This is a genomic window from Vibrio sp. KUL70, assembly GCF_059725515.1.
The window spans coordinates 1,535,237-1,558,504 of sequence record NZ_AP045834.1; the positions used below are offsets into that span (position 1 = coordinate 1,535,237).

25 protein-coding genes are annotated in these 23,268 nt (G+C 43.9%); 10 read left to right on the forward strand and 15 right to left on the reverse strand.

Annotation, left to right across the window (positions count from 1 at the left end; translation table 11 throughout):
• Positions 1 to 5: 5 nt before the first annotated feature.
• From fdh3B to cobB, 5 genes are all read left to right on the forward strand, one after another.
• Entirely contained in the window at positions 6 to 614 is a 609-nt protein-coding gene (gene fdh3B / locus AC6I7V_RS06720) for a formate dehydrogenase FDH3 subunit beta (protein WP_255230738.1), read from the forward strand.
• Positions 615 to 628: 14 nt separating this feature from the next.
• The gene (locus AC6I7V_RS06725; protein ID WP_255230737.1) at positions 629 to 1,705 is read left to right on the forward strand and encodes a formate dehydrogenase subunit gamma; all 1,077 of its coding nucleotides are present in this window, start codon (positions 629 to 631) and stop codon (positions 1,703 to 1,705) included.
• Positions 1,689 to 2,105 carry a hypothetical protein gene (locus tag AC6I7V_RS06730; RefSeq protein ID WP_255230736.1) on the forward strand — a complete coding sequence of 139 codons (417 nt, stop codon included), beginning with the start codon at positions 1,689 to 1,691 and terminating at the stop codon, positions 2,103 to 2,105. Before AC6I7V_RS06725 ends, AC6I7V_RS06730 begins: the two co-directional genes overlap by 17 nt.
• Before the next feature lie 367 nt (positions 2,106 to 2,472).
• The gene (locus AC6I7V_RS06735) at positions 2,473 to 3,693 is read left to right on the forward strand and encodes an ammonium transporter (RefSeq protein ID WP_498011610.1); all 1,221 of its coding nucleotides are present in this window, start codon (positions 2,473 to 2,475) and stop codon (positions 3,691 to 3,693) included.
• Between the two features lie 255 nt (positions 3,694 to 3,948).
• Positions 3,949 to 4,683 carry a Sir2 family NAD+-dependent deacetylase gene (gene cobB, locus AC6I7V_RS06740; RefSeq protein ID WP_255230734.1) on the forward strand — a complete coding sequence of 245 codons (735 nt, stop codon included), beginning with the start codon at positions 3,949 to 3,951 and terminating at the stop codon, positions 4,681 to 4,683.
• Positions 4,684 to 4,756: 73 nt separating this feature from the next.
• On the opposite strand, the gene AC6I7V_RS06745 is transcribed toward cobB, so the two are convergent.
• From AC6I7V_RS06745 to potA, 5 genes are all read right to left on the reverse strand, one after another.
• Positions 4,757 to 5,794, reverse strand: a complete 1,038-nt coding sequence (locus tag AC6I7V_RS06745) for an extracellular solute-binding protein (protein ID WP_255230733.1) — start codon at positions 5,792 to 5,794, stop codon at positions 4,757 to 4,759.
• A 142-nt stretch (positions 5,795 to 5,936) separates the two neighbouring features.
• Complete coding sequence (locus AC6I7V_RS06750; RefSeq protein ID WP_255230732.1) at positions 5,937 to 6,971, reverse strand: extracellular solute-binding protein; 1,035 nt, start codon at positions 6,969 to 6,971, stop codon at positions 5,937 to 5,939.
• A gap of 94 nt (positions 6,972 to 7,065) precedes the next feature.
• Complete coding sequence (gene potC / locus AC6I7V_RS06755; protein WP_032549054.1) at positions 7,066 to 7,836, reverse strand: spermidine/putrescine ABC transporter permease PotC; 771 nt, start codon at positions 7,834 to 7,836, stop codon at positions 7,066 to 7,068.
• The gene (gene potB, locus AC6I7V_RS06760) at positions 7,836 to 8,693 is read right to left on the reverse strand and encodes a spermidine/putrescine ABC transporter permease PotB (RefSeq protein WP_255230730.1); all 858 of its coding nucleotides are present in this window, start codon (positions 8,691 to 8,693) and stop codon (positions 7,836 to 7,838) included. The genes potC and potB overlap by 1 nt, the downstream gene beginning before the upstream one ends.
• On the reverse strand, positions 8,677 to 9,792 hold the full coding sequence (potA, locus tag AC6I7V_RS06765) for a spermidine/putrescine ABC transporter ATP-binding protein PotA (protein WP_498011611.1): 1,116 nt from the start codon (positions 9,790 to 9,792) through the stop codon (positions 8,677 to 8,679). The genes potB and potA overlap by 17 nt, the downstream gene beginning before the upstream one ends.
• A 330-nt stretch (positions 9,793 to 10,122) precedes the next feature.
• Here potA and AC6I7V_RS06770 point away from each other — a divergent pair, with 330 nt between their 5' ends.
• The 4 genes from AC6I7V_RS06770 to ttcA all read left to right on the forward strand — a co-directional run bounded on the left by AC6I7V_RS06770 (position 10,123) and on the right by ttcA (position 13,604).
• The gene (locus AC6I7V_RS06770) at positions 10,123 to 10,926 is read left to right on the forward strand and encodes a DUF2189 domain-containing protein (protein WP_255230728.1); all 804 of its coding nucleotides are present in this window, start codon (positions 10,123 to 10,125) and stop codon (positions 10,924 to 10,926) included.
• A complete protein-coding gene (locus AC6I7V_RS06775) occupies positions 10,919 to 11,773 on the forward strand; it encodes a glucosaminidase domain-containing protein (RefSeq protein WP_498011612.1) in 855 nt (284 codons plus the stop codon). Before AC6I7V_RS06770 ends, AC6I7V_RS06775 begins: the two co-directional genes overlap by 8 nt.
• Positions 11,774 to 11,849: 76 nt before the next feature.
• Positions 11,850 to 12,503: a DUF2987 domain-containing protein gene (locus AC6I7V_RS06780; RefSeq protein ID WP_498011613.1), complete on the forward strand. Its 654-nt coding sequence runs from the start codon at positions 11,850 to 11,852 to the stop codon at positions 12,501 to 12,503.
• A gap of 207 nt (positions 12,504 to 12,710) precedes the next feature.
• On the forward strand, positions 12,711 to 13,604 hold the full coding sequence (gene ttcA, locus AC6I7V_RS06785; RefSeq protein ID WP_498011614.1) for a tRNA 2-thiocytidine(32) synthetase TtcA: 894 nt from the start codon (positions 12,711 to 12,713) through the stop codon (positions 13,602 to 13,604).
• Between the two features lie 81 nt (positions 13,605 to 13,685).
• On the opposite strand, the gene uspE is transcribed toward ttcA, so the two are convergent.
• From uspE to ccoN, 10 genes are all read right to left on the reverse strand, one after another.
• Complete coding sequence (gene uspE / locus AC6I7V_RS06790; RefSeq protein WP_498011615.1) at positions 13,686 to 14,633, reverse strand: universal stress protein UspE; 948 nt, start codon at positions 14,631 to 14,633, stop codon at positions 13,686 to 13,688.
• A gap of 133 nt (positions 14,634 to 14,766) precedes the next feature.
• Entirely contained in the window at positions 14,767 to 15,513 is a 747-nt protein-coding gene (gene fnr / locus AC6I7V_RS06795) for a fumarate/nitrate reduction transcriptional regulator Fnr (RefSeq protein ID WP_255230723.1), read from the reverse strand.
• A gap of 86 nt (positions 15,514 to 15,599) precedes the next feature.
• Positions 15,600 to 16,274 carry a sulfite exporter TauE/SafE family protein gene (locus tag AC6I7V_RS06800; protein WP_255230722.1) on the reverse strand — a complete coding sequence of 225 codons (675 nt, stop codon included), beginning with the start codon at positions 16,272 to 16,274 and terminating at the stop codon, positions 15,600 to 15,602.
• Positions 16,271 to 16,453, reverse strand: a complete 183-nt coding sequence (ccoS, locus tag AC6I7V_RS06805) for a cbb3-type cytochrome oxidase assembly protein CcoS (protein ID WP_420856587.1) — start codon at positions 16,451 to 16,453, stop codon at positions 16,271 to 16,273. Before ccoS ends, AC6I7V_RS06800 begins: the two co-directional genes overlap by 4 nt.
• The gene (locus tag AC6I7V_RS06810; RefSeq protein WP_255230721.1) at positions 16,453 to 18,825 is read right to left on the reverse strand and encodes a heavy metal translocating P-type ATPase; all 2,373 of its coding nucleotides are present in this window, start codon (positions 18,823 to 18,825) and stop codon (positions 16,453 to 16,455) included. The genes ccoS and AC6I7V_RS06810 overlap by 1 nt, the downstream gene beginning before the upstream one ends.
• Before the next feature lie 3 nt (positions 18,826 to 18,828).
• On the reverse strand, positions 18,829 to 19,308 hold the full coding sequence (locus AC6I7V_RS06815; protein WP_498011616.1) for a FixH family protein: 480 nt from the start codon (positions 19,306 to 19,308) through the stop codon (positions 18,829 to 18,831).
• Positions 19,309 to 19,393: 85 nt separating this feature from the next.
• On the reverse strand, positions 19,394 to 20,368 hold the full coding sequence (gene ccoP, locus AC6I7V_RS06820; protein WP_498011617.1) for a cytochrome-c oxidase, cbb3-type subunit III: 975 nt from the start codon (positions 20,366 to 20,368) through the stop codon (positions 19,394 to 19,396).
• Positions 20,368 to 20,541, reverse strand: coding sequence for a CcoQ/FixQ family Cbb3-type cytochrome c oxidase assembly chaperone (locus AC6I7V_RS06825; protein WP_032549071.1), 174 nt, complete (start codon positions 20,539 to 20,541; stop codon positions 20,368 to 20,370). Before AC6I7V_RS06825 ends, ccoP begins: the two co-directional genes overlap by 1 nt.
• A 9-nt stretch (positions 20,542 to 20,550) precedes the next feature.
• Positions 20,551 to 21,171, reverse strand: a complete 621-nt coding sequence (ccoO, locus tag AC6I7V_RS06830) for a cytochrome-c oxidase, cbb3-type subunit II (protein WP_255230717.1) — start codon at positions 21,169 to 21,171, stop codon at positions 20,551 to 20,553.
• 12 nt (positions 21,172 to 21,183) lie between these two features.
• Entirely contained in the window at positions 21,184 to 22,611 is a 1,428-nt protein-coding gene (gene ccoN / locus AC6I7V_RS06835; RefSeq protein ID WP_255230716.1) for a cytochrome-c oxidase, cbb3-type subunit I, read from the reverse strand.
• A 258-nt stretch (positions 22,612 to 22,869) separates the two neighbouring features.
• Between ccoN and AC6I7V_RS06840 the strand changes: the two genes are divergently transcribed.
• The gene (locus AC6I7V_RS06840; RefSeq protein WP_261881539.1) at positions 22,870 to 23,232 is read left to right on the forward strand and encodes a hypothetical protein; all 363 of its coding nucleotides are present in this window, start codon (positions 22,870 to 22,872) and stop codon (positions 23,230 to 23,232) included.
• Positions 23,233 to 23,268 lie beyond the last annotated feature (36 nt).

Below are 23,268 nucleotides of genomic sequence, written 5' to 3' on the forward strand. Positions count from 1 at the left end.
CAATAATGGCTAGAATGAAATTTCTTTGTGACACTAAGCGCTGTATCGAATGTAACGGCTGTGTCACTGCATGTAAAAACGAAAACGATGATGCTCTAGAGTGGGGTATCCAACGTCGCCGCGTTGTCACACTGAACGATGGCGAACCGGGTGAAAACTCTATCTCAGTTGCTTGTATGCACTGTACTGACGCACCTTGTATGGCGGTATGTCCTGCAGACTGTTTCGAGCACACTGAAGACGGCATCGTACTTCACAACAAAGATCTGTGTATCGGTTGTGGCTACTGTCTATTCGCTTGTCCATTTGGCGCACCACAATTTCCTAAACAGGAAGCGTTTGGGGAGCGCGGTAAGATGGACAAATGTACATTCTGTGCTGGCGGTCCTGAAACTGAAGCGGGCTCTGTTGAAGAGCGCCAGAAGTACGGTGCCAACCGTATTGCTGAAGGTAAGCTGCCAATGTGTGCATCACTATGTTCAACTAAAGCGCTACTTGCGGGTGATGCAGAGAAAGTCTCTGATGTATTCCGTCAGCGCGTTGTAGAGCGTGGTGCGAAAGGCGCTGGTTGGACTGACGGCAATGACCTTTCTTACGATGCGACTAAGAGCTAAGTAGGGAGAGACGTATGTTTTCATTGTTAAAACGTCTCTCACTTGTCGTGCTGCCACTACTGGCAGCACTGACAATGCTGGCTCCAATGAGTCACGCTGCTGAGACGAAAGCGAATACCGCAGAGCGTGAGATGACCCAACTGGCAGGTGCAGACTTTTGGCGACAAGTGCGTGAAGGTGAGACAGGCTACACAACGTCTCAATCTGCTGAGCACGGTATGCTGATAAGTACTCCTGGGCAAACGTGGTACATCTTAAAAGAGAAGTGGATGTCTCCGGCAGGCGCAGTTGCTATTTTCGGTAGTATTGCCTTTGTTACTCTGATGTACATTGTGATTGGCCCACTGATGTTAAGTGCGCCGAGAACAGGGCGTAAGATAAAACGTTGGTCGCGTTTAGACAGAGCACTCCACTGGAGCATGGCCTTTACCTTCCTAACTTTGGCCTTCAGCGGCTTAATGTTGGTTTATGGTAAGCACTTCTTAAAGCCTTATATCCCAACGGATTTGTGGGGCTTTATCATCATGCTCGCTAAGCAATACCACAACTACATCGGTCCAATCTTCTATGTACTGCTAATGTGCGTACTGGTGAAGTGGTGGCGTAAGTCTATCTTCAAGATGGTCGACCTTAAGTGGTTTATGAAGCTTGGTGGTATGGTTGGTAAGCATAAAGGCTCACACCCGTCAGCAGAGTTTTCAAACGCTGGTGAAAAAGCACTGTTTTGGTTACTTATCGTTGTAGGTACCGTCGTTGCGATCAGTGGTTTAGTTCTAGACTTCCCAATCTTTGGTCAAACACGTCGTGATATGGAGCTTTCAAACTTAGTTCACATGTTGGCTGCACTGATCCTTATCTGTGGCTTTGTGTTCCACATCTATATCGGCCTGTTTGGTATGGAAGGGGCGCTAGAAGGTATGGTAACGGGTGAAGTTGACGAAACTTGGGCAAAAGAGCACCACGACCTTTGGTACGAAGAAGTTATGGCGAAAGAGAAGCAGGAAGCACGACAAGGGGATGTTACTGGTTCGAATACAGAGAATGTCTCGCAAACAGAAAAAGAGGTAAAGCCGAATGAACAAACCTCATAAAGGTATTTGGGTTGCTTACATACTAAGTTGCTTTACGCCATTTACCTGTCTGATTTCGGGTGTAATCGCTATTGTCTATGCAGGGTATCGTCTAGACAAAGGGGAAGATGGGGAAATTGTCGATTCCCATTACTACGGTCTGATCCGTACTTTCTTCCTGAATCTGACCTACTTTGTGGTATTGATCGTAACTGTTGCAACGTCAAATGGTGTTTTGAAAGGCGTAAATGACTACTGGTATAAGAGTCATTTCATCGATAAAGTTGCGTACTACATCCCTTACGTGGGTATGTTATTTGGTGCTATTGCCATTGTGGTTTGGTTTATTCGTATGTACCAAGGAATGACCCGCCTGAAGCAAGGTTTGCCACAAAAAGCTTCGACAGGACCAAACCTATAACAACACTCTTAAGTTGTTCTATTTAAAACCCAGCTCTTTGCTGGGTTTTTTATTGTCTGCTGTCTAACTACTCTAAATCAGTCCTTATCCTCTAACGCACTGCTTTGATGTTGCACGCTTCTTTATGGTGCATTTCACTATCTTGGTGCAAATAAAACTAGCAATTTACACCCTGTCGCTCACCAAAATCGTGCCACTATATATTCAAATCTTGATTAATCAATCATTTAAGAAGTAGTGCAGACTGCGCTTATTCGGTTCATATGGTTTGGAACGCATCTTGCCTAGCTATTGAGTCTTTAAATAATTACATCATTTAATACGCACACAATCAGTGCAAATGATAAAGCAAAAGGAGTTAGCTTTAATGAGCCAGTCAGTCGAGCAAGTTCATAGCGCAGTACAGAACTTGACGCAAAGTTCAGACACACTGTTTTTATTACTTGGTGCCATCATGGTTTTCTTGATGCACGCCGGTTTTGCCTTCCTTGAGGTAGGTACAGTACGAAAGAAAAACCAAGTAAACGCTTTGGTGAAGATTCTTGCGGATTTTGGCGTTTCTGCCATTGCGTATTTCTTTATCGGATATTGGGTTGCTTATGGCGCACACTTTTTCGCTGATGCCGATACCTTGGCTCAAGCAAATGGCTATGAGTTAGTGAAGTTCTTCTTCTTAATGACGTTTGCTGCGGCGATTCCAGCAATTGTATCGGGTGGTATCGCAGAGCGTGCACGTTTCTACCCTGTACTATTGGCGACCTTATTTACGGTTGGGCTGGTTTATCCGTTTTTCGAAGGCATTATTTGGAATGGGAATTTTGGCCTACAAGATTGGTTTGAAGCCCAATTCGGCTATGGCTTTCATGACTTCGCAGGTTCAATCGTCGTACATGGCGTTGGTGGTTGGATTGCATTAGTCGCGGTCTATTTTCTGGGAATGCGTAAAGGGCGTATACGTGCGGGCAAACACACTAACTTCGCACCATCGAACATTCCTTTCTTAGCATTAGGCGCATGGATTCTTTGTGTCGGTTGGTTTGGCTTCAACGTGATGTCAGCACAAGCGATCAATGGCATTAGTGGCTTAGTTGCAATGAACTCTCTCATGGCGATGGTCGGCGGTATTCTCGCTGCACTGTTTGCTGGCAAGAATGACCCAGGCTTCATTCACAATGGTCCTTTGGCGGGCTTAGTCGCAGTTTGTGCAGGCTCAGACTTGATGCATCCACTCGGTGCACTTGTCACAGGTGGTGTCGCAGGCGCGCTATTTGTTTATCTGTTTACCTACATGCAAAACAAAACCAAGATTGATGACGTATTAGGTGTTTGGCCTCTACATGGCGTTTGCGGTGCGTGGGGCGGTATTGCGGCAGGCATTTTTGGTCAACAAGCATTCTGGGGACTCGGTGGGGTGAGCTTTGTGGTTCAGGTTCTGGGTACTGTCGCAGGCATTGTGGTTGCGGTTGGCGGTGCATTCATTGTCTACGGCATTCTAAACAAAGTGACAGGCCTTCGTTTAAGCGAGGAAGATGAATTTAACGGCGCGGATCTATCCATTCACAAGATCTCATCTGTGAGTGAAGATTAAGGTTTTATCAGAACAATCTTCGAGTCTCGAAACACTCAACTTAAAAGCGGCTTCGGTCGCTTTTTTGTTTTCTACAAAGAGCGATAATCCATTCAACAGTCGTCTCTTCGCTATTTTTCCTCTTCAAAACTCAAGCTAGTTCACAAATGACCAATGAATACATGCGCATAAGACCATCGTCTAATCCCCAAAACTATTGTTGGAATTTGAACAGTGCTAAGCTGTTACAAAGTGACATATTGATAAGGATGTAATATGAATTTCCCATACAGAAATATCGTGATTCTCACAGGAGCTGGGATCTCGGCAGAGTCAGGAATACAAACTTTTCGTGCGCAGGACGGATTATGGGAAAGCCACAAGATCGAAGATGTGGCGACTCCCGAAGGCTTTCAACGAGACCCTGATTTGGTTCAAGCATTTTACAATAAGCGCCGCAAGGGGCTACAAAGCCCCGACATTGAGCCTAATGCTGCACACAAAGCGCTGGGTGAGCTGGAGAAGCGTTTAGAGGGGAAAGTCACCATCATCACACAGAATATCGATAACCTTCATGAGAGAGGTGGTAGCGACAATGTGATACACATGCACGGCGAACTCCTAAAAGCCCGTTGCAGTGAATCGAATCAGGTTATTGAGCACAAAGATGACATTCTGACTGGTGAGCTATGTCATTGTTGCCAAATCCCAGCTCAGATGAGGCCTCACATTGTTTGGTTTGGTGAAATGCCGCTGCGTATGGGCGACATTTACTCTGCGTTGGAAGATGCAGATCTATTTATTTCTATCGGTACTTCTGGCGTAGTGTACCCAGCTGCAGGCTTTGTCCACGATGCGAAAATGCATGGCGCTCATACTATTGAAATTAACCTAGAGCCAAGCGCTGTAGAAAGCGAGTTTGTTGAAAAGCGTTATGGTAAGGCAAGTATTGAAGTGCCTAAATTAGTTTCAGAGCTTCTATATGAAGAGCCCAAAAGTTTGAGAGCTTGAAAGAGGTAATAACGTATTCGTTGAGATAAAAAGAAAGCGGCCAACGCCGCTTTCATATTCAGTCAAAAATAAACTAGTTGTTTACTTTTAGTTTCTGGAAGTACTCGTCATAAATAACGCTCGCTTCGCCCACTTCGTCTTGCCATACACCGCTGTCCATTACAGATTGTGGTGGGAATACGTTCTGGTCTTCAGCAAATTCTTTCGGTAGAAGAGGGTATGCCGTTTTAACTGGCGTTGGGTAGCCGATTTCTAATGCGATTTTCGCAGCATTTTCAGGGCGTAATAGGAAATCGATCATCTTATGTGCCGCTTCAATATTTTTCGCGCCTGACGGAATCGCTAGACTATCCATCCAGAAGATAGCACCTTTTTCCGGCCAGATGATGTCAATCGTTGCACCTTCCTGGCGAGCCATGTATGCAGAACCGTTCCAAAGCATACCCAGAGAAACTTCACCTGCAAGGTAAGGGTTTGCCGGGAAATCTGAGTTGAACACCAACACGTTTGGCATCAGCTTTTTCAGCTCTTCATAAGCCGCTTTAATTTCATCTGGGTTAGTCGTGTTTGGAGAGTAACCCAGTTTAGTTAGAGCGATGTGGAACACCTCACGAGAGTCGTCCATCATCATCAGTTGACCTTCCCACTGTGTATCCCATAGGTCATCCCATGATTTAACAGAAGATTTGTCTAACATGTCTGAATTAATGCCAATACCCGTTGCGCCCCAAATGTATGGGATAGAGTAGCTGTTACTTGGATCAAATGGTTTGTCCAAGTAGTTTGGATCCAAATCCGCAAAATGCGTAAGCTTAGACTTGTCTAGCTCTTGTAGCATACCTTCTTTGCGCATCTTAGATACGAAGTAAGTAGAAGGAACAACTAGGTCGTAACCTGACCCTTGAGTTTTTAACTTGGCGTACATGCTTTCGTTAGACTCGTAGGTAGAGTAGATAACTTTAATTCCAGTCTCTTCAGTAAAATCCTCTAACACTTCGTTAGGAATGTATTCAGACCAGTTGTAAAAATACAGTTCTTGGTCTGCTGCGAAAGAGGGCGTTGAAAGTAAGGTAGCAGCACACAATGCGCCGGTATACAGTGCTTTTTTCATTACTGTTCCGTTCATTTGTTTGATTTGAATCTGGGTTGCGAACCCAATGTGAATCGATTAATAAAAATCGCGTCGGATTATAGCAGTCTAATACGAAAATAGGCAGCCTAAGCTGCCTATTGCATTGAATTTATTATAGACCTTATTGGCCGGCTTTCAACTTCATGAAATACTCTTCATATTTCACGGTTTTGTCGCCAACGGCAGCTTGCCATTCAACGCGATCTAGATCTTCTTGAGAAGGGAACAGCGCAGGGCTATCTTTGAATTTCTCGTTTGATGCTTTTACTGCGGTTAAATAGCCCGTATCGCGAGAGATCTGCTCTGCAATCTCAGGTCGCAGTAAGAAGTCGATCATCTTATGTGCCGCTTCTACGTTCACAGCACCAGAGCTGATAGCGAAGTTATCTACCCAGCCGATCCCGCCTTCTTTGGGAAATACCAGTTTAATTGGCAAACCTTCATTTTGAGCCGCAGCAGCAGAGCCGTTCCAAAGCATACCTAGACCAACTTCACCAGACATGTAGGGAGCACCTGGGTTATCAGAGTTAAACACAAGTACGTTTGGCATCAGCTTTTGTAGTTCAGCGTAAGCTTCGTCGATCTGCTTCTCGTCTGTTGTGTTACCTGAGTAACCAAGCTTGCGAAGAGCAATGTGGAACACTTCACGAGTGTCATCCATCATCATTAATTGACCTTCAAGCTCAGGTTTCCACAAGTCTGCCCAGCTTTGGAACTCTTCTGGATCATACATATCTGTGTTAACGGCAAGACCTGTGATCGCTACAACGTGAGGAATAGAGTAGTCGTTATTTGGATCGTACGGCTTATCTAAGTAATTAGTATCTAAGTTATTAAAATTACTTAACTTAGACTTATCAATTTTTTGTAGCATACCTTCATCGCGCATCTTAGAGACGAAGTAGGTAGATGGCACAACAAGGTCGTAACCTTTGTTATGCGTTTTTAGCTTTGCGTATAAGGTTTCGTTCGACTCATAAGTAGAGTAGATCACCTTAATACCTGTTTCGTTTGTGAATTTTTCTAAGATCTCACTGTTGATGTAAGGACCCCAGTTCATAAACACTAATTCTTTGTTCTCTTCTGCAGATACAGACGCAGAAAACATAGAAAGCGCACATGCACTACCAGCTAATAAAGTAGCCCATTTTTTCATTGACGTTAGCTCCAAACTAAACGTTGCCTAAAGGCAGTAGATAGAAAAACAGAATGGCGATTTCACCATTCTGCTTATGAATAACACGTGAGGTTTACTTGATTTTCTCTCTTGCTAGCAGTTGAGAAGCAACAACTAGTATCAACGAGACCACAAGCATAACCGTTGCGAGGGCATTAACCTCTGGTGATATTCCCACTTTCACCATTGAATAAATCTTCAATGGTAAGATTTCATATGTTGGACCAGTCACAAAAGAGCTGATGATCACGTCATCAAGCGATAGTGTGAAGCTCAGTAACCAACCCGCAGCAACTGCAGGTTTCGCTAGCGGTAGAATGATCTGTTTCAAGATCGTCCACTCACTGGCGCCCAAGTCTTTTGCTGCTTCCAGCATTTTGACATCAAAGCCGTTCAAGCGACTGTAGACTGTCACCACAACAAACGGTAGACAGAAGGTAATGTGAGCTGCGAGTAGGGTGAAGAACCCAAGCTGAACACCCATTACCAAAAACAGTGCCAATAACGAGATTGCCATAACAATATCAGGTGACATCATCACCACAAACAGCATTGTGTTTACAACGCCTTTACCTTTGAACTGGTATCTGAACAATGCCACAGCCGTTAAGCTACCGACGATTGTCGCCGCGGTTGCAGAGAACACAGCCACATTGAGAGAGTGCCATGCTGCCTGCATAAGGCTGTCATTATTTATCAGTGCGTCATACCACTTGGTGGTGAAGCCGCCCCATTTCATACCAAATTTGTTCGCATTAAATGAGTTTGCGATTAGTACGATGATTGGTAAGTATAGAAAACCATATACCAATGTCATAAAGCTGAACTTAACTGTGCGACCCATTAGTCTAGCTCCACTTTCTTATTCAATAGCTTACCTGCACGATAGTAGGCATAAAGCATCACAGCCATTGCTGCCGTTAGCGCAATACTGGTTGCCGCACCAAACGGCCAATCTCGGGCGTTCAGTACCTGGCTCTTAATCACGTTACCAATCAGTAGGTTCTTCGCACCGCCTAAAAGGTCGGAAATGTAGAACATGCCTAACGCAGGTAACAGGACAAGTAAACAGCCGCCAATAATACCTGGCATTGTTAGTGGTAAAATGACTTTAAGTAGCGTCTGTAATTTATTCGCCCCCAAATCTTTTGCCGCTTCAATGTAGGTATCGTCCAACTTCTCAATTGCAGAGTAGAGTGGCAGAATCATAAACGGCAGTAGGATATATACGAGACCAATCATTACAGCTGTTTCTGTGTACATAATACGCATCGGCTTATCGATGATTTCTAATGCCATCAAGCTTTTGTTCAATACACCTTGAGTACCTAGGACGATCTTCAAGCCGTAGGTACGAATCAATGAGTTTGTCCAAAAAGGAACAATCACCAAGAACAGCATGAATGGGCGCCATTTAGCTGGCATTTTCGCAATAATATAAGCGAATGGGTAACCAATCACTAAACATAGTAGAGTTGCTACAATCGCCATGTAGAACGAATGCGCTAACACTTTGAAGTATAATGGATCAGCCAGACGAACATAATTATCGAGAGTGAACGTCATCTCGATAAGGTTCGCTTCATCTCTAGTTAGAAAGCTTGTACCAATAATCATGATGTTTGGAATCATCACGAAAACAACAAGCCAACCAGTGATTAAAGCGATAATGGCGTTTTGTAAATTAAACTTCTTGCTCATCTTCTAGCACCACTTCCCAGCTCTCAACCCAAGTTACAGCAACTTTTTGCCCCAGTGAGTGATCAACGTCTGGGTCATCTTCGTTGAAGAATTCGCTTACCATTACACGCATACCAGATTCCAGTTCAACAACTGAATCTAGCGTCATGCCTTTGTAAGTTCGCTCGACGATATGGCCGACAATGCCACGTTGCTCAGACTCTTTGATCTCTTCAATTCGAAGGTCTTCAGGTCTTAATAGAACTTGCAGCTTTTGTCCTTCAGAGATCTCTTTATCGTGATAGATGATAGAGTCTTCACCTTCAATCTTTGCCACGATACGCTTTTCGTCTTGACGAGAAATAGCGGTTGCTTCGAACACGTTGATCTCGCCAATGAAACGCGCAACGAATAGGTTTTTAGGCTCTTCGTAGATTTCACGTGGCGTACCGTCTTGCTCGATAACACCGTCTCGCATAACGATAATACGATCTGACATCGATAGCGCTTCTTCTTGGTCATGCGTTACAAAGATGAACGTAATACCAAGTTGACGCTGAAGCTGTTTGAGCTCAATTTGCATCTGTTTACGAAGTTTGTAATCCAGCGCAGATAGAGATTCATCCAGCAGTAGAACTTTAGGCTTATTAACAACCGCACGCGCAATTGCGATACGTTGTTGCTGACCACCGGAGAGTTGGTGTGGTTTTCGTTGTGCCATCTGTTCTAGGCGTACCATTTTCAAAGCATCCATTACGCGAGGCTCAATCTCAGCGCTTGGGACTTTCTGCATACGTAGACCAAATGCCACATTGTCGAAGACAGTCATATGTGGGAATAGGGCGTAGCTCTGGAAAACCGTGTTTACATGCCTTTGTTCAGCAGGAACTTGGGTAACATTCTGAGCAGCTAATAGGATTTGACCATTATCTGCCGTTTCAAACCCCGCAATCATTCTTAGTACTGTGGTTTTACCACAACCGGATGGGCCTAAGATGGTGAGGAACTCACCGTGATTGACATTTAGATCAAGATTGCCGATGACTTCCTTACCATCGAAACTTTTACTAATACCAGTGAGTTGTACTACTGGTTTTCCTACTGATTGTTTAGCGTTCAACGTCTGTTTTTCTCCACCTTGGTCCTTTTCAAGACCTGTTGCTACACACTTTTAAGGCGCGCATCATAATCACCAAAATCGTGAATTCAAAGCATTTTTTGCCATTGATTGATAAAAAATTTCGCAGGTAAAAGTAAACATCTTTTACCATAATGATAATTGAGGCATTTACGATTAAATAAGTGTCTAATTATTAACCATTAACTCACAAAAGCAAGCCTTGTTACAGAATCAAGTTTTAGTTTGCACTCGACATGTGAGTATAATGAAGCCAATTTTTTATCAATAAGTTAGGTGGCTTCGAATTTGTTGGCACACCTAGGTATCACTATGAACAATGACATCGAAAAAGACTTTAATTTAGGCGGCAGTATCGACAGAGCACTTTCTGGAGATTACGAACTTAAAGCGACAGCTGTTTTTCAAGAAGCGTGGAAGCACACGATTAGTCACTTCTTAAACTTCTCGCCGGCCATTATTGCTTTAATGTTTGTCCAACTCGCTATCTTTTATATCGCTCTCAAGTTACAACTTGGTGACCCGAGTATCATCCTTGATGCAGTCATTGATCCTGAAGCTTTTACGCCACAGATTGTTGAGTCGATTTTCATTGCTAACTTTAGCTATGAAGTTATCAGTGCTCCGGTATACGCAGGTATCAGCCTAATGGCGATGAGTCACGCTGCAGGGTTAAATACAAAACTGCGTCATATCGGGAAAGGTCTGCAATTTACTGTACCTGTGATCTTGGCGACGCTATTTAGTTTAATGCTGCAGGGGATAGCAGGTATGATTCTGCCGTTCTTGTCGATTTATTTCTCTTTGGCTTTCACTCATTCAATCCTGCTTATCTGTGATAAGAAAGTACCGCCGATGCAATCTTTGTTACTTTCATTACGTGCAGTAAACAAGAAGATATTCACTGTTGCCGCTATTTACTTGATGGTGATGCTAATGTTTATCGCTGCTGCAATGTTGTACGGCATTGGCTTGATTTTCGTTTTACCATTCTTCTTCCATGTGAAAGGTATCTTGTATCGTGAAATGTTCGGTATCAAGCTGAAACTTATCGCTTCAGATAAACCTAAGGGTGATGACGACAACAATAATGACTCACAGGTTTTCAATGCATAACTCAGATTTAGAACAAAAAGGCCGTACTCTTGCTCTCAAGGCCACGGCTCTCGTATTATTAGGCTCGGTCTCTTTGGTCGGCCCTTACCTTTATAATGAGGAAGTCGAGCGCAGAAAGGCATCCATCGAAAAAACTGAAGCGGGGAGCAGCAATATTCCCAAATTAAAGCTGCCATCAGGGAAACCTAACTTCGCTGAGATTGAAGATACTAATGCAAAGAAAAAAGCCTTCTTCGACTATCTACGCCCGAGTATCAATCTTGAAAACCGCCGCATTTCCAAAGAACGATTTTTCTTAGAAAAGCTTGCCGATAAGGGAGTCTCAAATGCTGACGCAGAAGACGAAGCATACGCGGAAAGATTAGCGAAGCTATACAGCTTACCGCTTTCAACCGCAGGTATCGATGAAAAGTGGGTGAAAGAAATGCTGAGCCGTGTAAACGTGATTCCGGAAGCTTTAGTTCTGACACAAGCGGCTAATGAATCTGCTTGGGGTACGTCTCGATTTGCGACTAAAGCAAACAACTACTTTGGGCATTGGTGTTACAGCAAAGGATGTGGGCTTGTTCCATTACAACGTAATGAAGGAAGCACACATGAAGTAGCGAAATTTTCTTCTAGCCAAGAATCCGTACACCGCTATTTCATGAACTTAAATCGAAATAATGCCTATCAAGACCTACGTAATATCAGAGCTGAGTTGGCTAGTAAAGGCGACGATCTGTTAACGATGGAAGCGGCTACTAAACTGACGGAAGGTTTGTTGAAATATTCTGAACGTGGTGCTGACTATGTGACTGATTTACAAGCCATGATACGCCACAACAAGGTATACTGGGTCAAATAACCACTTGAATGAATAAAGAGCAGCGGGTTAACGCTGCTCTTTTTCGTTTCCTAGCTCAACAATGATAAGAAGTACCATGAAAAAGACGACGCTTGCTATTCTGGCCTCATTGAGTCTTGGGCTCTCTCTGCCCGCTGCCGCCCAAGAGTACATGTTCACCTATTCAAAACTCTACACACAACTGAAAAATAACCTCAAAGAAGGTCACGACGACGTAAAAGTTGCAGTGTTTTTCGTAGACCAAACCACCAATACAACTTGCCACATCAGTAAGTCTTGGATGGAAAAAGAGGAACATTATGAAGAGTTAAAAGTTTCTTCTGGTAATGAACTTCTGCTTCCTATCGACAAAAATTTGCGCTCTGCTAATCCTTTAATCTTCGTTCAGACAAAAGAGAAGGAGTGTGCATACTCGCTCGTTGTGATGACCAAAGAGCCGCTCCGAGGCCAGGTGCAAGTGAGCGATATCGAAACACTACTACCACAAATGCAATCCATGTTAGAAGACCTCAGCGGTATGTTTTCTAGTTGGTTCACACCTGATATTGAGGGCGTAACACTGGAGTTCCCAAATCAACTCGATAGTGAAATCAGCCTTTCAAATGGCAAAACGATAGCAATTGAGCAAGGTCGCGCTCGCTTTACTATTGCAGACCTTGACGGCGCGAGCAGCTTTACACTGCCAGAGCCAACATTACGAGTACTGCCATATATTCCAGCCGACAAATAAAACGGGGTCTAATATTTTGACGAAACAGCAAGCACTCGCTTGCTGTTTTTGTTTGAATCTGATTGATATAGAAGAGTATTGTCAATAAGAGGTGAGGTTATCTCGCGTTGACTATTTCAACCTTAAATAAAAATCCGTATAATCCACGCCCTAAAACATACCACCTAGCAATCGACAGTCGGTGTTTCCGGCAGTATGAGAATAGCAATGAACCAAAACGATAACAGAAAAGAAATCCACGAACTCAACAAGCTTCAGAAGCGCCTTAGAAGAAATGTTGGAAATGCCATCATTGACTACAACATGATCGAAGAAAATGACGTAGTGATGGCCTGTATTAGTGGCGGTAAAGACTCATTCGCTATGCTAGATATCCTGTTACGTTTACGTGAAGCAGCGCCAATCAAATTTGATGTTGTTGCGGTAAACCTAGATCAGAAACAACCTGGCTTTCCTGAACATATTCTTCCTGAGTATTTTGAGAGCCTGAACATCCCTTACTACATCGTAGATAAAGACACGTACTCAGTAGTTAAAGAGAAGATCCCCGAAGGTAAAACGACTTGTGGACTCTGTTCACGCCTACGTCGCGGAACACTTTACTCTTTTGCAGAGAAGATTGGCGCGACTAAAATTGCCCTTGGTCACCACATGGATGACATCGTTGAAACTATGTTCCTTAACATGTTCCACGGTGCTCGCCTAAAAGCTATGCCACCTAAACTGCGTTCTGATGATGGTCGCAACGTAGTGATCCGCCCACTGACTTACTGTCGTGAAACGGATCTTATCAAGTACGCTGAACACAAAGAGTTCCCAATCATCCCTTGTAATCTATGTGGCTCGCAAGAGAACCTACAACGTCAATCTATCAAAGCGATGCTCATTGACTGGGATAAGAAAACTCCAGGTCGTGTAGAGAAGATCTTCAAGTCAATTCAAAACGTTAGCCCAAGCCAACTGGCTGACCGTGAACTTTTTGATTTCGTGAACCTTCCATTAGATCGTAGCGGCGAGCGTGAAGAGTACGAATTCCAAGAAGCTGAAATCTCATCTTCTAACATCGATGAGTCAATGTTCATCGACGTGACTAACATCTAGCATCTAAGTTAGAGACAACAGACACAAATAGAAAAGCGCCTCTAGTCAAACTAGAGGCGCTTTTTTAATACGTGATGAAACTTAGCTAGAAGTGTTTGGGTCGAGTGGGCTAATAAACCCGGCTGGTTTCAATGCTAAGACGTCACAGTTGATTTTATCAATCACATGCTCAGCGGTATTACCAATAAATACCGCTGAGAGACCTGTACGACCTGTTGTGCCAAGAATAACCATTGCAGCGTTGTTCTCTGCTGCCACCTTAGGAATAACGTCTTCAGGTAAGCCTTGCTCTACAATTGTTTGTTCTTCACACATACCGTGCTTCTGACGAAGCGCTTTCATGGCAGTTAGATGATGACCACGGACAGCGTCGGTATAGGATGTCGGATCAAACTCCGGCAACTCAATGGTAATGTTAGCTGGAGTCACAGGGTAGGCGTTAACCAAGTAAGGCTGAGCGTCTAGTCGGCCTGTGATTTCTAATAATCGTTCGACCATCGCATCGTTAAGCTCTAAGTGAGATTCCGTTTCGGAACCGACATGGACAGATGCAAAGATCTTCGCGTCTTCTGGCCAATACTCATTTTTAACCAATAAAACAGGGCTTGGACATTTACGCAATAAGTGCCAATCGGTCGGGGTGAAAATGACCGACTCTAAAGTATCGTGCTTACGAGTGCCCTTTATCAGGATATCGTGTTCACCGCTAAAAACTTCAGCAATGATGGCCTCATAAGGGCGGTTATGCCAGACAACCTTAACATTGAACTCAATTGAGTCATCCAAATATGGCTCTGCCACTTTATTCATCCAGATCTCACGTTGGTGTATAACACCTTTACGCATCGCGTCACGCTCATCAGCAGAAAGCATCGATGTCATGTCGTAGGAAAAATCGTAGATAGAAAGAAAGAAAGTAACGCGGCTCTTTGACGTGCTTTTTTTAGCAAGTTGAATAGCGCGAACTAGGGCAGGTTGCTCATCGTGATTGATGTCAGCGACCACTAAGATTTTGTTATAGATACTCATAACTAAGCCTACTTTTCAGACTGGACATATAAACAATGTAGCGTAGTTATAAGAAGATTAAGAGAAATATAGAAGGTTTTTGGAGAGAAACATGATGTAGCTCATTATTGAACTACATCATTGATATTTAGAACTATTCTTTTGAAACACCAGCCAGTTCCATCAGCGCATCATGATCTTCGATGGTGATGTATTTACCTTTAACGCTTAGAATGTCCGCTTTTTGGAAACGACCTAGTAAACGACTGATGGTTTCAACCGTTAGGCCGAGATAGTTGCCGATGTCACCACGAGTCATCGTTAAACGAAATTCGCGAGGGCTGAAGCCGCGCTGAGAGAAACGAGTCGACAAGTTGTAAAGGAATGCTGCAAGACGCTCTTCTGCGTTCTTTTTCGAAAGCAGTAGTATCATCTCTTGGTCGCCTTTGATCTCGTTACTCATCAAACGCATGATCTGCTGACGAAGCTTAGGCATTTTACCTGACAAGTCATCTAGGATTTCGTATGGAATCTCACATACCATCGATGTCTCGAGCGCTTGTGCAAAGCTTGGATGTGAATCACCAGTAATTGCATCAAAACCGACTAGATCACCCGCTAAATGGAATGCAGTGATTTGCTCATCACCTTGTTCGGTAATCGTATAGCTTTTGATAGTGCCAGAGCGTATTGCGTAAAGAGACTTAAGCTCGTCACCCGCTTTAAACAGCTCTTGGCCCTTTTGAATAGGCTTCTTTCTTTCAATGATCTGGTCAAGTTGGTCAAGCTCAGACTCATTCAAAGTAAATGGGATACACAGCTGGCTAATACTGCAATCCTGACAATGGATTGCACAGCCACCAGACTGAACACGTTTCGTCACAGGCTTTTCAGAAATCATAACAATCTTTCACTATTTGATATACGTCAATATTTTAGCATCCCTTCACATTAAAGGATAGAAAAAAAACCGCATTTAAAGCGCTGTTATACGGTATAAATAATGAGCTGAATAGCTTGATAAGCAGTAAATACGCCGTATAAAAGGATCAAAATTGCGCCACACTGTCTGAATAAGTCAGCTTGTTGCAACTTTTTTAGAAAACCTACACCAAAGCCAACGGTAAGCATGGCGGGCAATGTTCCTAGGCCAAAAGCTAACATGATTCCAGCCCCATTGACCCAGCTACCGGACACCGCCGCCCATGTCAACATAGAGTAAACCAAGCCACAAGGAAGCCAACCCCATATAAAACCAAAAGGTAGAGCATGGGTTGGGTGCTTGAGAGGGAGAAGAGACTGTCCCATTGGTGACACATAACGCCATAAACGCTGGCCGACTTTCTCAAATGCAAGCAGTCCAAACCACCATTTGCCGATATACAACGCCAAAACAACCATGAATAGTGCAGCAATGAGTCTAAGCCATGCCAATGCAGCATTAAAATCACTAAGCTGTCCTAATGACGAAACGGCTCCGCCAATCAAACCACCAATCAACATATAGCTTAGTAAGCGCCCGAGGTTATAAAGAACAGGCGTAATAGGGGAAGGCTTTTGAGTACCAATAGAGAGTATCGACGCAATGCCACCACACATTCCCATGCAATGGCCCGCGCCAATCAAGCCAACAACAAAGGCACCAATCCAATCAGGTGTCATTTTTTGCTACTTGTTTGTTTCTTTGGAGAAGAGTCATTTGTGTCTTCATCAAACAAAATGTTGTGACCTTGACGTTCAAGATCTTCAAATTGTTCACTTTTCACCGCCCACAAAAAAATACCGACGGCAACACACACTAAGACGATAGCGATAGGAATGAGTATGTATAAGCTTTCCATTATTTACCTTGCTCTTTTAAAAGTCTTAATGAGTTAGACACAACAATAATAGAGCTTGCTGACATGCCAACTACAGCGATATACGGAGCTACGAGGCCAGCAACTGCAAGCGGCAGTATAAGTAGATTGTATCCCAATGACCACGCCAAGTTCTCGCGGATGATTTTACGCGTTTTCAATGCTAACTTACGTGATTGAAGTAGTCTATCTAGCTTGTCACCCAATAAAACCATATCAGCGGATGCTTTCGCTACATCCGTACCACCACCCATAGCGACAGATAAATGAGCGCCAGCCAAGATAGGAGCGTCGTTGATGCCATCACCAACCATCATGGTAATATCTTTATCATCACGCGAGTTAAGGTACGCAAGCTTATCTTCCGGTTTCGCATTCGCCACGATATCAGTAATACCGATCTCTTCCGCGACAGGTTTAGCGTTCACCAAAGAATCACCCGTTAACAGCGTGGTCTTAATACCCGCTTCTTTAAACTTCTGGATGAACTCGATGCTCTCTTTACGAATTGGGTCTTCGTATACAAAGGTAGCGATATGTTTTTCATCCAGAGAAAGATAGATACCGTTGCTCTGAGCGTTCTGCGCCTGACCAAGAATAAACTCGCTGCTGCCGATAGCCACTTTGTGACCATTCCACTCACCAGTAATACCAGAACCAATCACGTTATTCACTGACTCTACTTTTACATCATCAGATTCGAATGCCTTAAACGCCTTAGCAATAGGGTGATTAGCGTGCTGCTCAAGGCTCGCAGCAATTTGTAGACAAGTATCTTTGTCTAACTCAGCGTGTGTTTCCGTTTGGCTTATACGAATATCGCCTTCGGTCAGTGTGCCTGTTTTATCGATAATCAGGTGGTTTACTTTGCACAGCGTCTCAAAAACATGTCCTTTACGTAGCAGGATGCCAAAGTTACCCATACGCGAAGTGGAACAAGTAATGGCCGTTGGCGTAGCAAGAGACAGTGCACAAGGACAAGTTGCTACCAGCACTGACAACATGATCCAGAACGCATCTTCAGGTCTGGTTTGGTGCCAATACAACCATGTACCAAACGAGATAACTAGAATCACAGCTACAAAATAACGCGCGACAATATCTGCAATTTCCGCAATGCGTGGCTTAGAAAGCTGCGCTTCATCTTGCAAACGTACAATATTAGAGATAACCGAATCGGCTTTAGAGCTTTTAACCTCTAGCTCAAAAGACTCATCGCCATTCAAAGTACCCGCGAAAACAGAATCGCCTTGGTTCTTAACCACGTGGATTGATTCACCCGTCAACATTGATTCGTCAATGTGAACGCGGCCAGAAAGTACGATACCGTCTGCAGGAATATGTTCGCCTGGTAATACGCGGATTTTGTCACCGACTTTTAGCGTCTTAACAGGAATCTGTTCGCCGTCTAATGTCGTCGCCATCGCTGGTACGAGTTTAAGCAGGTTACCACTCGCCGCCGCAGCTTTTCGACGTGCTCGCATCTCTAGGAATCGTCCTAACAGCAGGAAGAACGTAAACATAGAGATAGATTCGAAGAAGACTTCACCTTGCTCTGTGACGGTCGCAACTAGGCTCGCAACATAAGCAAACAATAAAGCGATCGACACCGGTACGTCCATGCCTAATGTTCTGCCCTTAATACTACGCCAAGCGTTAATATAGAAAGGTAGAGCAGAGTAGAGAAGAACCGGAGTAGCGAAGATCAAACTCACCCAACGGAAGTAGTGTTTGAATTCAGGCTCAAGATTACCGAACACTTCAAGATAGAGTGCGACCGCAAGCATCATCACTTGCATTGTTGCCAAACCCGCAACACCTAAACGATACAAGTAATTCTTCATCGAACGATGATAGGCAGCTTCTTGCTTGTCCGCCTCAAAAGGCGCCGCTTTGTAGCCCAAAGTATGAATTGCCGATAGCAGCTCACTCAATTTCGTTTTGGTATTGTCCCAGCTTAGGAGAGCACGGTTGGTAGTGGTGTTAACACGAATACCATAGACACCGTCTTGAGAAGAGACTTGCTTCTCAATCAGCCACGCACAAGCCGCACAAGAGACGCCCTCAAGTGACAATGTCACTTCGGAAGTGTTTTCAGAGTTACGAACAAACTCAAGTTGTACGTCTTCATTGTCGTAATGACTGAGCGCAAGCAACTGTTCAGGAACAAGGTCAGCTTTTTCAGCTGGAGCGGTACGATACTGGTAGTAGGAGACCAAGCCACTATCAACAATGGTTTGGGCTACGGTTTCGCAGCCCGGGCAACACATTGAACGTATAGAGCCTAATATTTCTACTTTAAAATCCGTTTCCGCTGGTACATCTTCACCGCAGTGATAACAGGATTCACTCATACTTTAGTTCTCTAGCTTGGTTTTGTTTTCTAGAGGGAAGGTAATACGGCCTTGAATCAACCATTCTTCATTGTGTGGTGTCAACTCAATGAACCAAGGGCCTTCGATTTCATGTTGCGTGTTAAGGACGTAATCACCTTGAGCGTTCGCTGTAAGCAATTGCGTAAAATCGCGGTCAGGGAGGGTACGATGGACAAACATGGCACTGATCGCAGGGAAGTGCTGGAGTTTACCCTTGTCTAAAGAGATGATGATTGACTCACCACGCTCAGAAATGTCAGCGGACAAGTCCAACTCTTTTGCTACGTTGACCTTAGAGATATCGACATTAATGCCTTTCCCTTTTTTGTAGTAATCCTCAGTGACCAAGTCAACAGAGTTCTGTGTAAATACAATAACCGTTAAGATCGTCCAGACCACAACTGTTGCAGGCAACGCGATTAAGAACCACGGCCAAAACTGTTTATACCAAGGCTTTACCATAAAAAAGATCTCGAAAAAGAATGAAAAGAAGTGCTTATAAAATAAAGGAAAGACAGCCCCTAAGAAAGGGGCTGTTATTGAAATGTTACTTATTATCTGAGTTGCTTAAGCTCCACACATATGCAGAAACTAGCTGAACTTTTTCTTCACCTAGAATGTCTTTCCATGCTGGCATCACACCAGAACGGCCATACATTACAGTTTCTGTTACATCTGCGCGAGAATCGCCGAACAACCAGTCGCGGTCAGTCAGGTCAGGGGCACCTACAGCAGGGTTACCTTTACCATCTGTACCGTGACACGCTGCACACACTACAAAACGAGCTTTACCGGCTTCAGCTTCACGAGCGTTAACGCTACGACCAGAAAGGCTAAGAGTGTAGCTAACCACTTCTTTTACGCCTTCTTCGCCAAGAGCGTCTTTCCAACCTGGCATTTGACCAACACGACCGTGTAGTACTGTCGTTAGGATCGCTTCCGGCTCCCCGCCGTACAGCCAAGCATCATCAGTTAGGTTAGGGAAACCTTTCTGACCACGCGCATCTGAACCGTGACACTGAGAACAGTTTTGTAAGAACAGACGTTGACCCACTTTAATTGCTTCAGAGTCTGATGCGATATCAGGGATTGAACGAAGACCGTTATCATTGTATGCAAGTTGGTTGAACGCTTCACCAAAGTAGTTATTGGCGTCGTCTAGCTCTTTCGCATATTGGTCTAGTCGCTTGTTCTGTTGAGCGTCTACGACAGAAGCACGAGACTGTGCTACTGAAGTAACGGTTTGGTCGGAACTCGTCCAACCTAGAACACCTTTAAAGTTGCCTAGACCTGGATAAAGGATGAAGTAGATTACCGCGAACACAAGTGTGCCGATGAATAGGTAAGTCCACCACTTCGGAAGAGGGTTGTTAAGTTCACGAATACCATCGTATTCGTGACCCATGTCATCACCTTCTTCAATACCCGTTTTGTTTGAGAAGCATGAGCGAAGTAAAACCGCACAACCAATGAGTGTACCGATAGTAATTACGGTAACCCAGATACTCCAGAATGTACTCATTACTTAGTCACTCCTTGTTCTTTTGAACTCGTTTCAGCTTCATCCGCAAAAACTAGGTTTGCATCGTCTTCGAAACGAGATTTACGATTCTTGCCAAATGCCCACCAAACGATGCCGATAAAACAAGCAAAAACGGTCACAGTCCAAACGCTTTGAAATGTAATAATGTCCATAGTCATTCCTTATTTCATTGCGTGGCCAAGAGATTGAAGGTAAGCAATGATTGCATCCATCTCTGTTTTGCCTTCAACATCTTGCTTCGCGTTAGCAATCTGTTCGTCTGTGTAAGGAACACCAAATTGATTGCGGAAGAGTTCAAGCTTCTGCTGAGTCAATTTGCCATCAAGTACATTGTCTTCAAGCCACGGGAAACCAGGCATGTTTGATTCTGGAACAAGTTCACGAGGATCAATAAGGTGAACACGGTGCCACTCATCAGAGTAACGCTCACCAACACGCGCTAGATCCGGACCAGTACGCTTAGAGCCCCATAGGAATGGGTGTTCCCAAACGCTTTCACCCGCTACTGAGTAGTGGCCGTAACGCTCAGTCTCAGAACGGAATGGACGAATCATTTGGCTGTGACATACGTTACAACCCTCACGGATATAGATGTCACGACCTTCCATTTCCAGAGCAGAGTACACGCGTAGGTTATCTACAGGTTCAGTTGTCTGCTTTTGGAAAATAAGAGGGGTAATCTCTACAAGAGCACCGAAGCTGATTGCGATAACGATCAGGATTGCTAGCAAGCCGACGTTTTTTTCTACCAACTCATGGCGATTATTTGAATTTGAGCTCATTCTTAAATCTCCTTAAGCCGGTTGCGCGATAGCTTTTAAGCTAGCTTTTGGTGCTGTAACAGTTTTGTACGTGTTGTATGCCATTAAGATCATACCGCTTAGGAAGATGAAACCACCTAGGAAACGTACAAAGTAGAATGGGTAAGATGCTTCTACAGACTCAACGAAGCTGTAAGTCAAGGTACCGTCAGAGTTAACTGCACGCCACATCAGACCTTGCATCACACCTGAGATCCACATTGCTACGATGTAGAAAACAGTACCGATTGTTGCCAACCAGAAGTGAACGTTGATCAGAGATACAGAGTACATACGCTCTTGACCAAATAGTTTTGGAACTAAGTGGTAAACAGAACCGATAGAAACCATTGCAACCCAACCTAATGCACCAGAGTGTACGTGACCGATAGTCCAGTCAGTGTAGTGAGATAGTGCGTTAACCGTCTTAATCGCCATCATTGGGCCTTCGAAAGTCGACATGCCGTAGAAAGATAGAGAAACGATTAGGAAACGTAGGATAGGGTCGTAACGTAGCTTATGCCACGCACCAGATAGAGTCATGATACCGTTGATCATACCACCCCAAGAAGGAGCGAATAGAACAAGAGACATAACCATACCTAGAGATTGAGTCCAGTCTGGTAGTGCTGTGTAGTGTAGGTGGTGAGGACCAGCCCAGATATACAGAGACACTAGAGCCCAGAAGTGAACAATCGATAGACGGTAAGAGTAAACAGGACGTTCAGCTTGCTTAGGTACGAAGTAGTACATCATACCTAGGAAACCAGCTGTTAACAGGAAGCCTACCGCGTTGTGACCGTACCACCATTGTACCATTGCATCGACAGCACCTGAGTAAATCGAGTACGATTTAAACGCAGATACAGGAACAGCTAGGCTGTTAACGATGTGCAACACGGCAACCGTGATAATGAAGGCTCCAAAGAACCAGTTTGCTACGTAGATGTGCGATGTCTTACGCTTAATCATTGTTCCGAAGAACACGATTGCATAAGCTACCCACACAAGCGTGATAGCGATATCGATTGGCCATTCAAGTTCTGCGTATTCTTTACCAGAGGTTAGACCTAACGGTAAAGTAATTGCAGCGGACAGAATAATCGCTTGCCAACCCCAGAAGGTGAAGGCTACGAGAGGGCCACCAAAGAGACGCGTCTGACAGGTGCGTTGTACAACATAATATGATGTTGCAAACAGGGCACTTGTACCGAACGCAAAAATAACCGCATTAGTATGCAGGGGACGTAAACGACTGTACGTCAGCCACGGCGTATCAAAGTTTAGCTGTGGCCAAACTAATTGAGCGGCAATCAAAACACCAACGCCCATACCGACAATACCCCAAAGAATAGTTACTAAGGTGAACTGACGGACGACCGTATAGTTGTAGTTTTGTTCAAGCTGCTTTTCTTGGCTCATTTGCATGCTTCCAATTTCTTATTTACTACACTTTACTTCCAACACGACTCACGTCGTAATGCCACCCAAATCAGAAAAAGAAACTCAGACTATTCAGAACTTTATTTCCGCTTGCTGATTTTAAAAAAAAGTGGCATTTTCAACGCGACACTATACTTGAATTAACAAATCAATGACAGAGTAGTAACCTTACGGTTGGTCAGGAAATGTATTTTTATTTAAAAACTTTGAACTTTGTAACAAGGAGTAAAGGATAAAATGGCAGCACAAAAGCTCACAAAAGGAAGGCTTGTACAAATTGTCATCATGTTGTCTATTTTATTAGCTGCATTTACTTGGAGAACAGTGACATACGAAAATAACGAAACGGTTGACTGTATTCTTTCGACACCGTGTGAAATCACTATTGATAAATATAATGTTAGTGTTTCAAGTGATAATCACGCCTATTTAATCGAAACATCTGAAAGTAACAAAGTTGATGTTAGCTATAGTGGAAACGGATCTTTAGTCGCGAAAAGCTCATCTTCTTGGCTACTTACAACCGATGAACCGACATCACAAATAATCATCACAACCACGCAACAAGATCACAGTGTTTCGGTCATCCTCTCAAAATAGTCATTATCAGGTCGGAGGTGGAAATAACTTGTACTA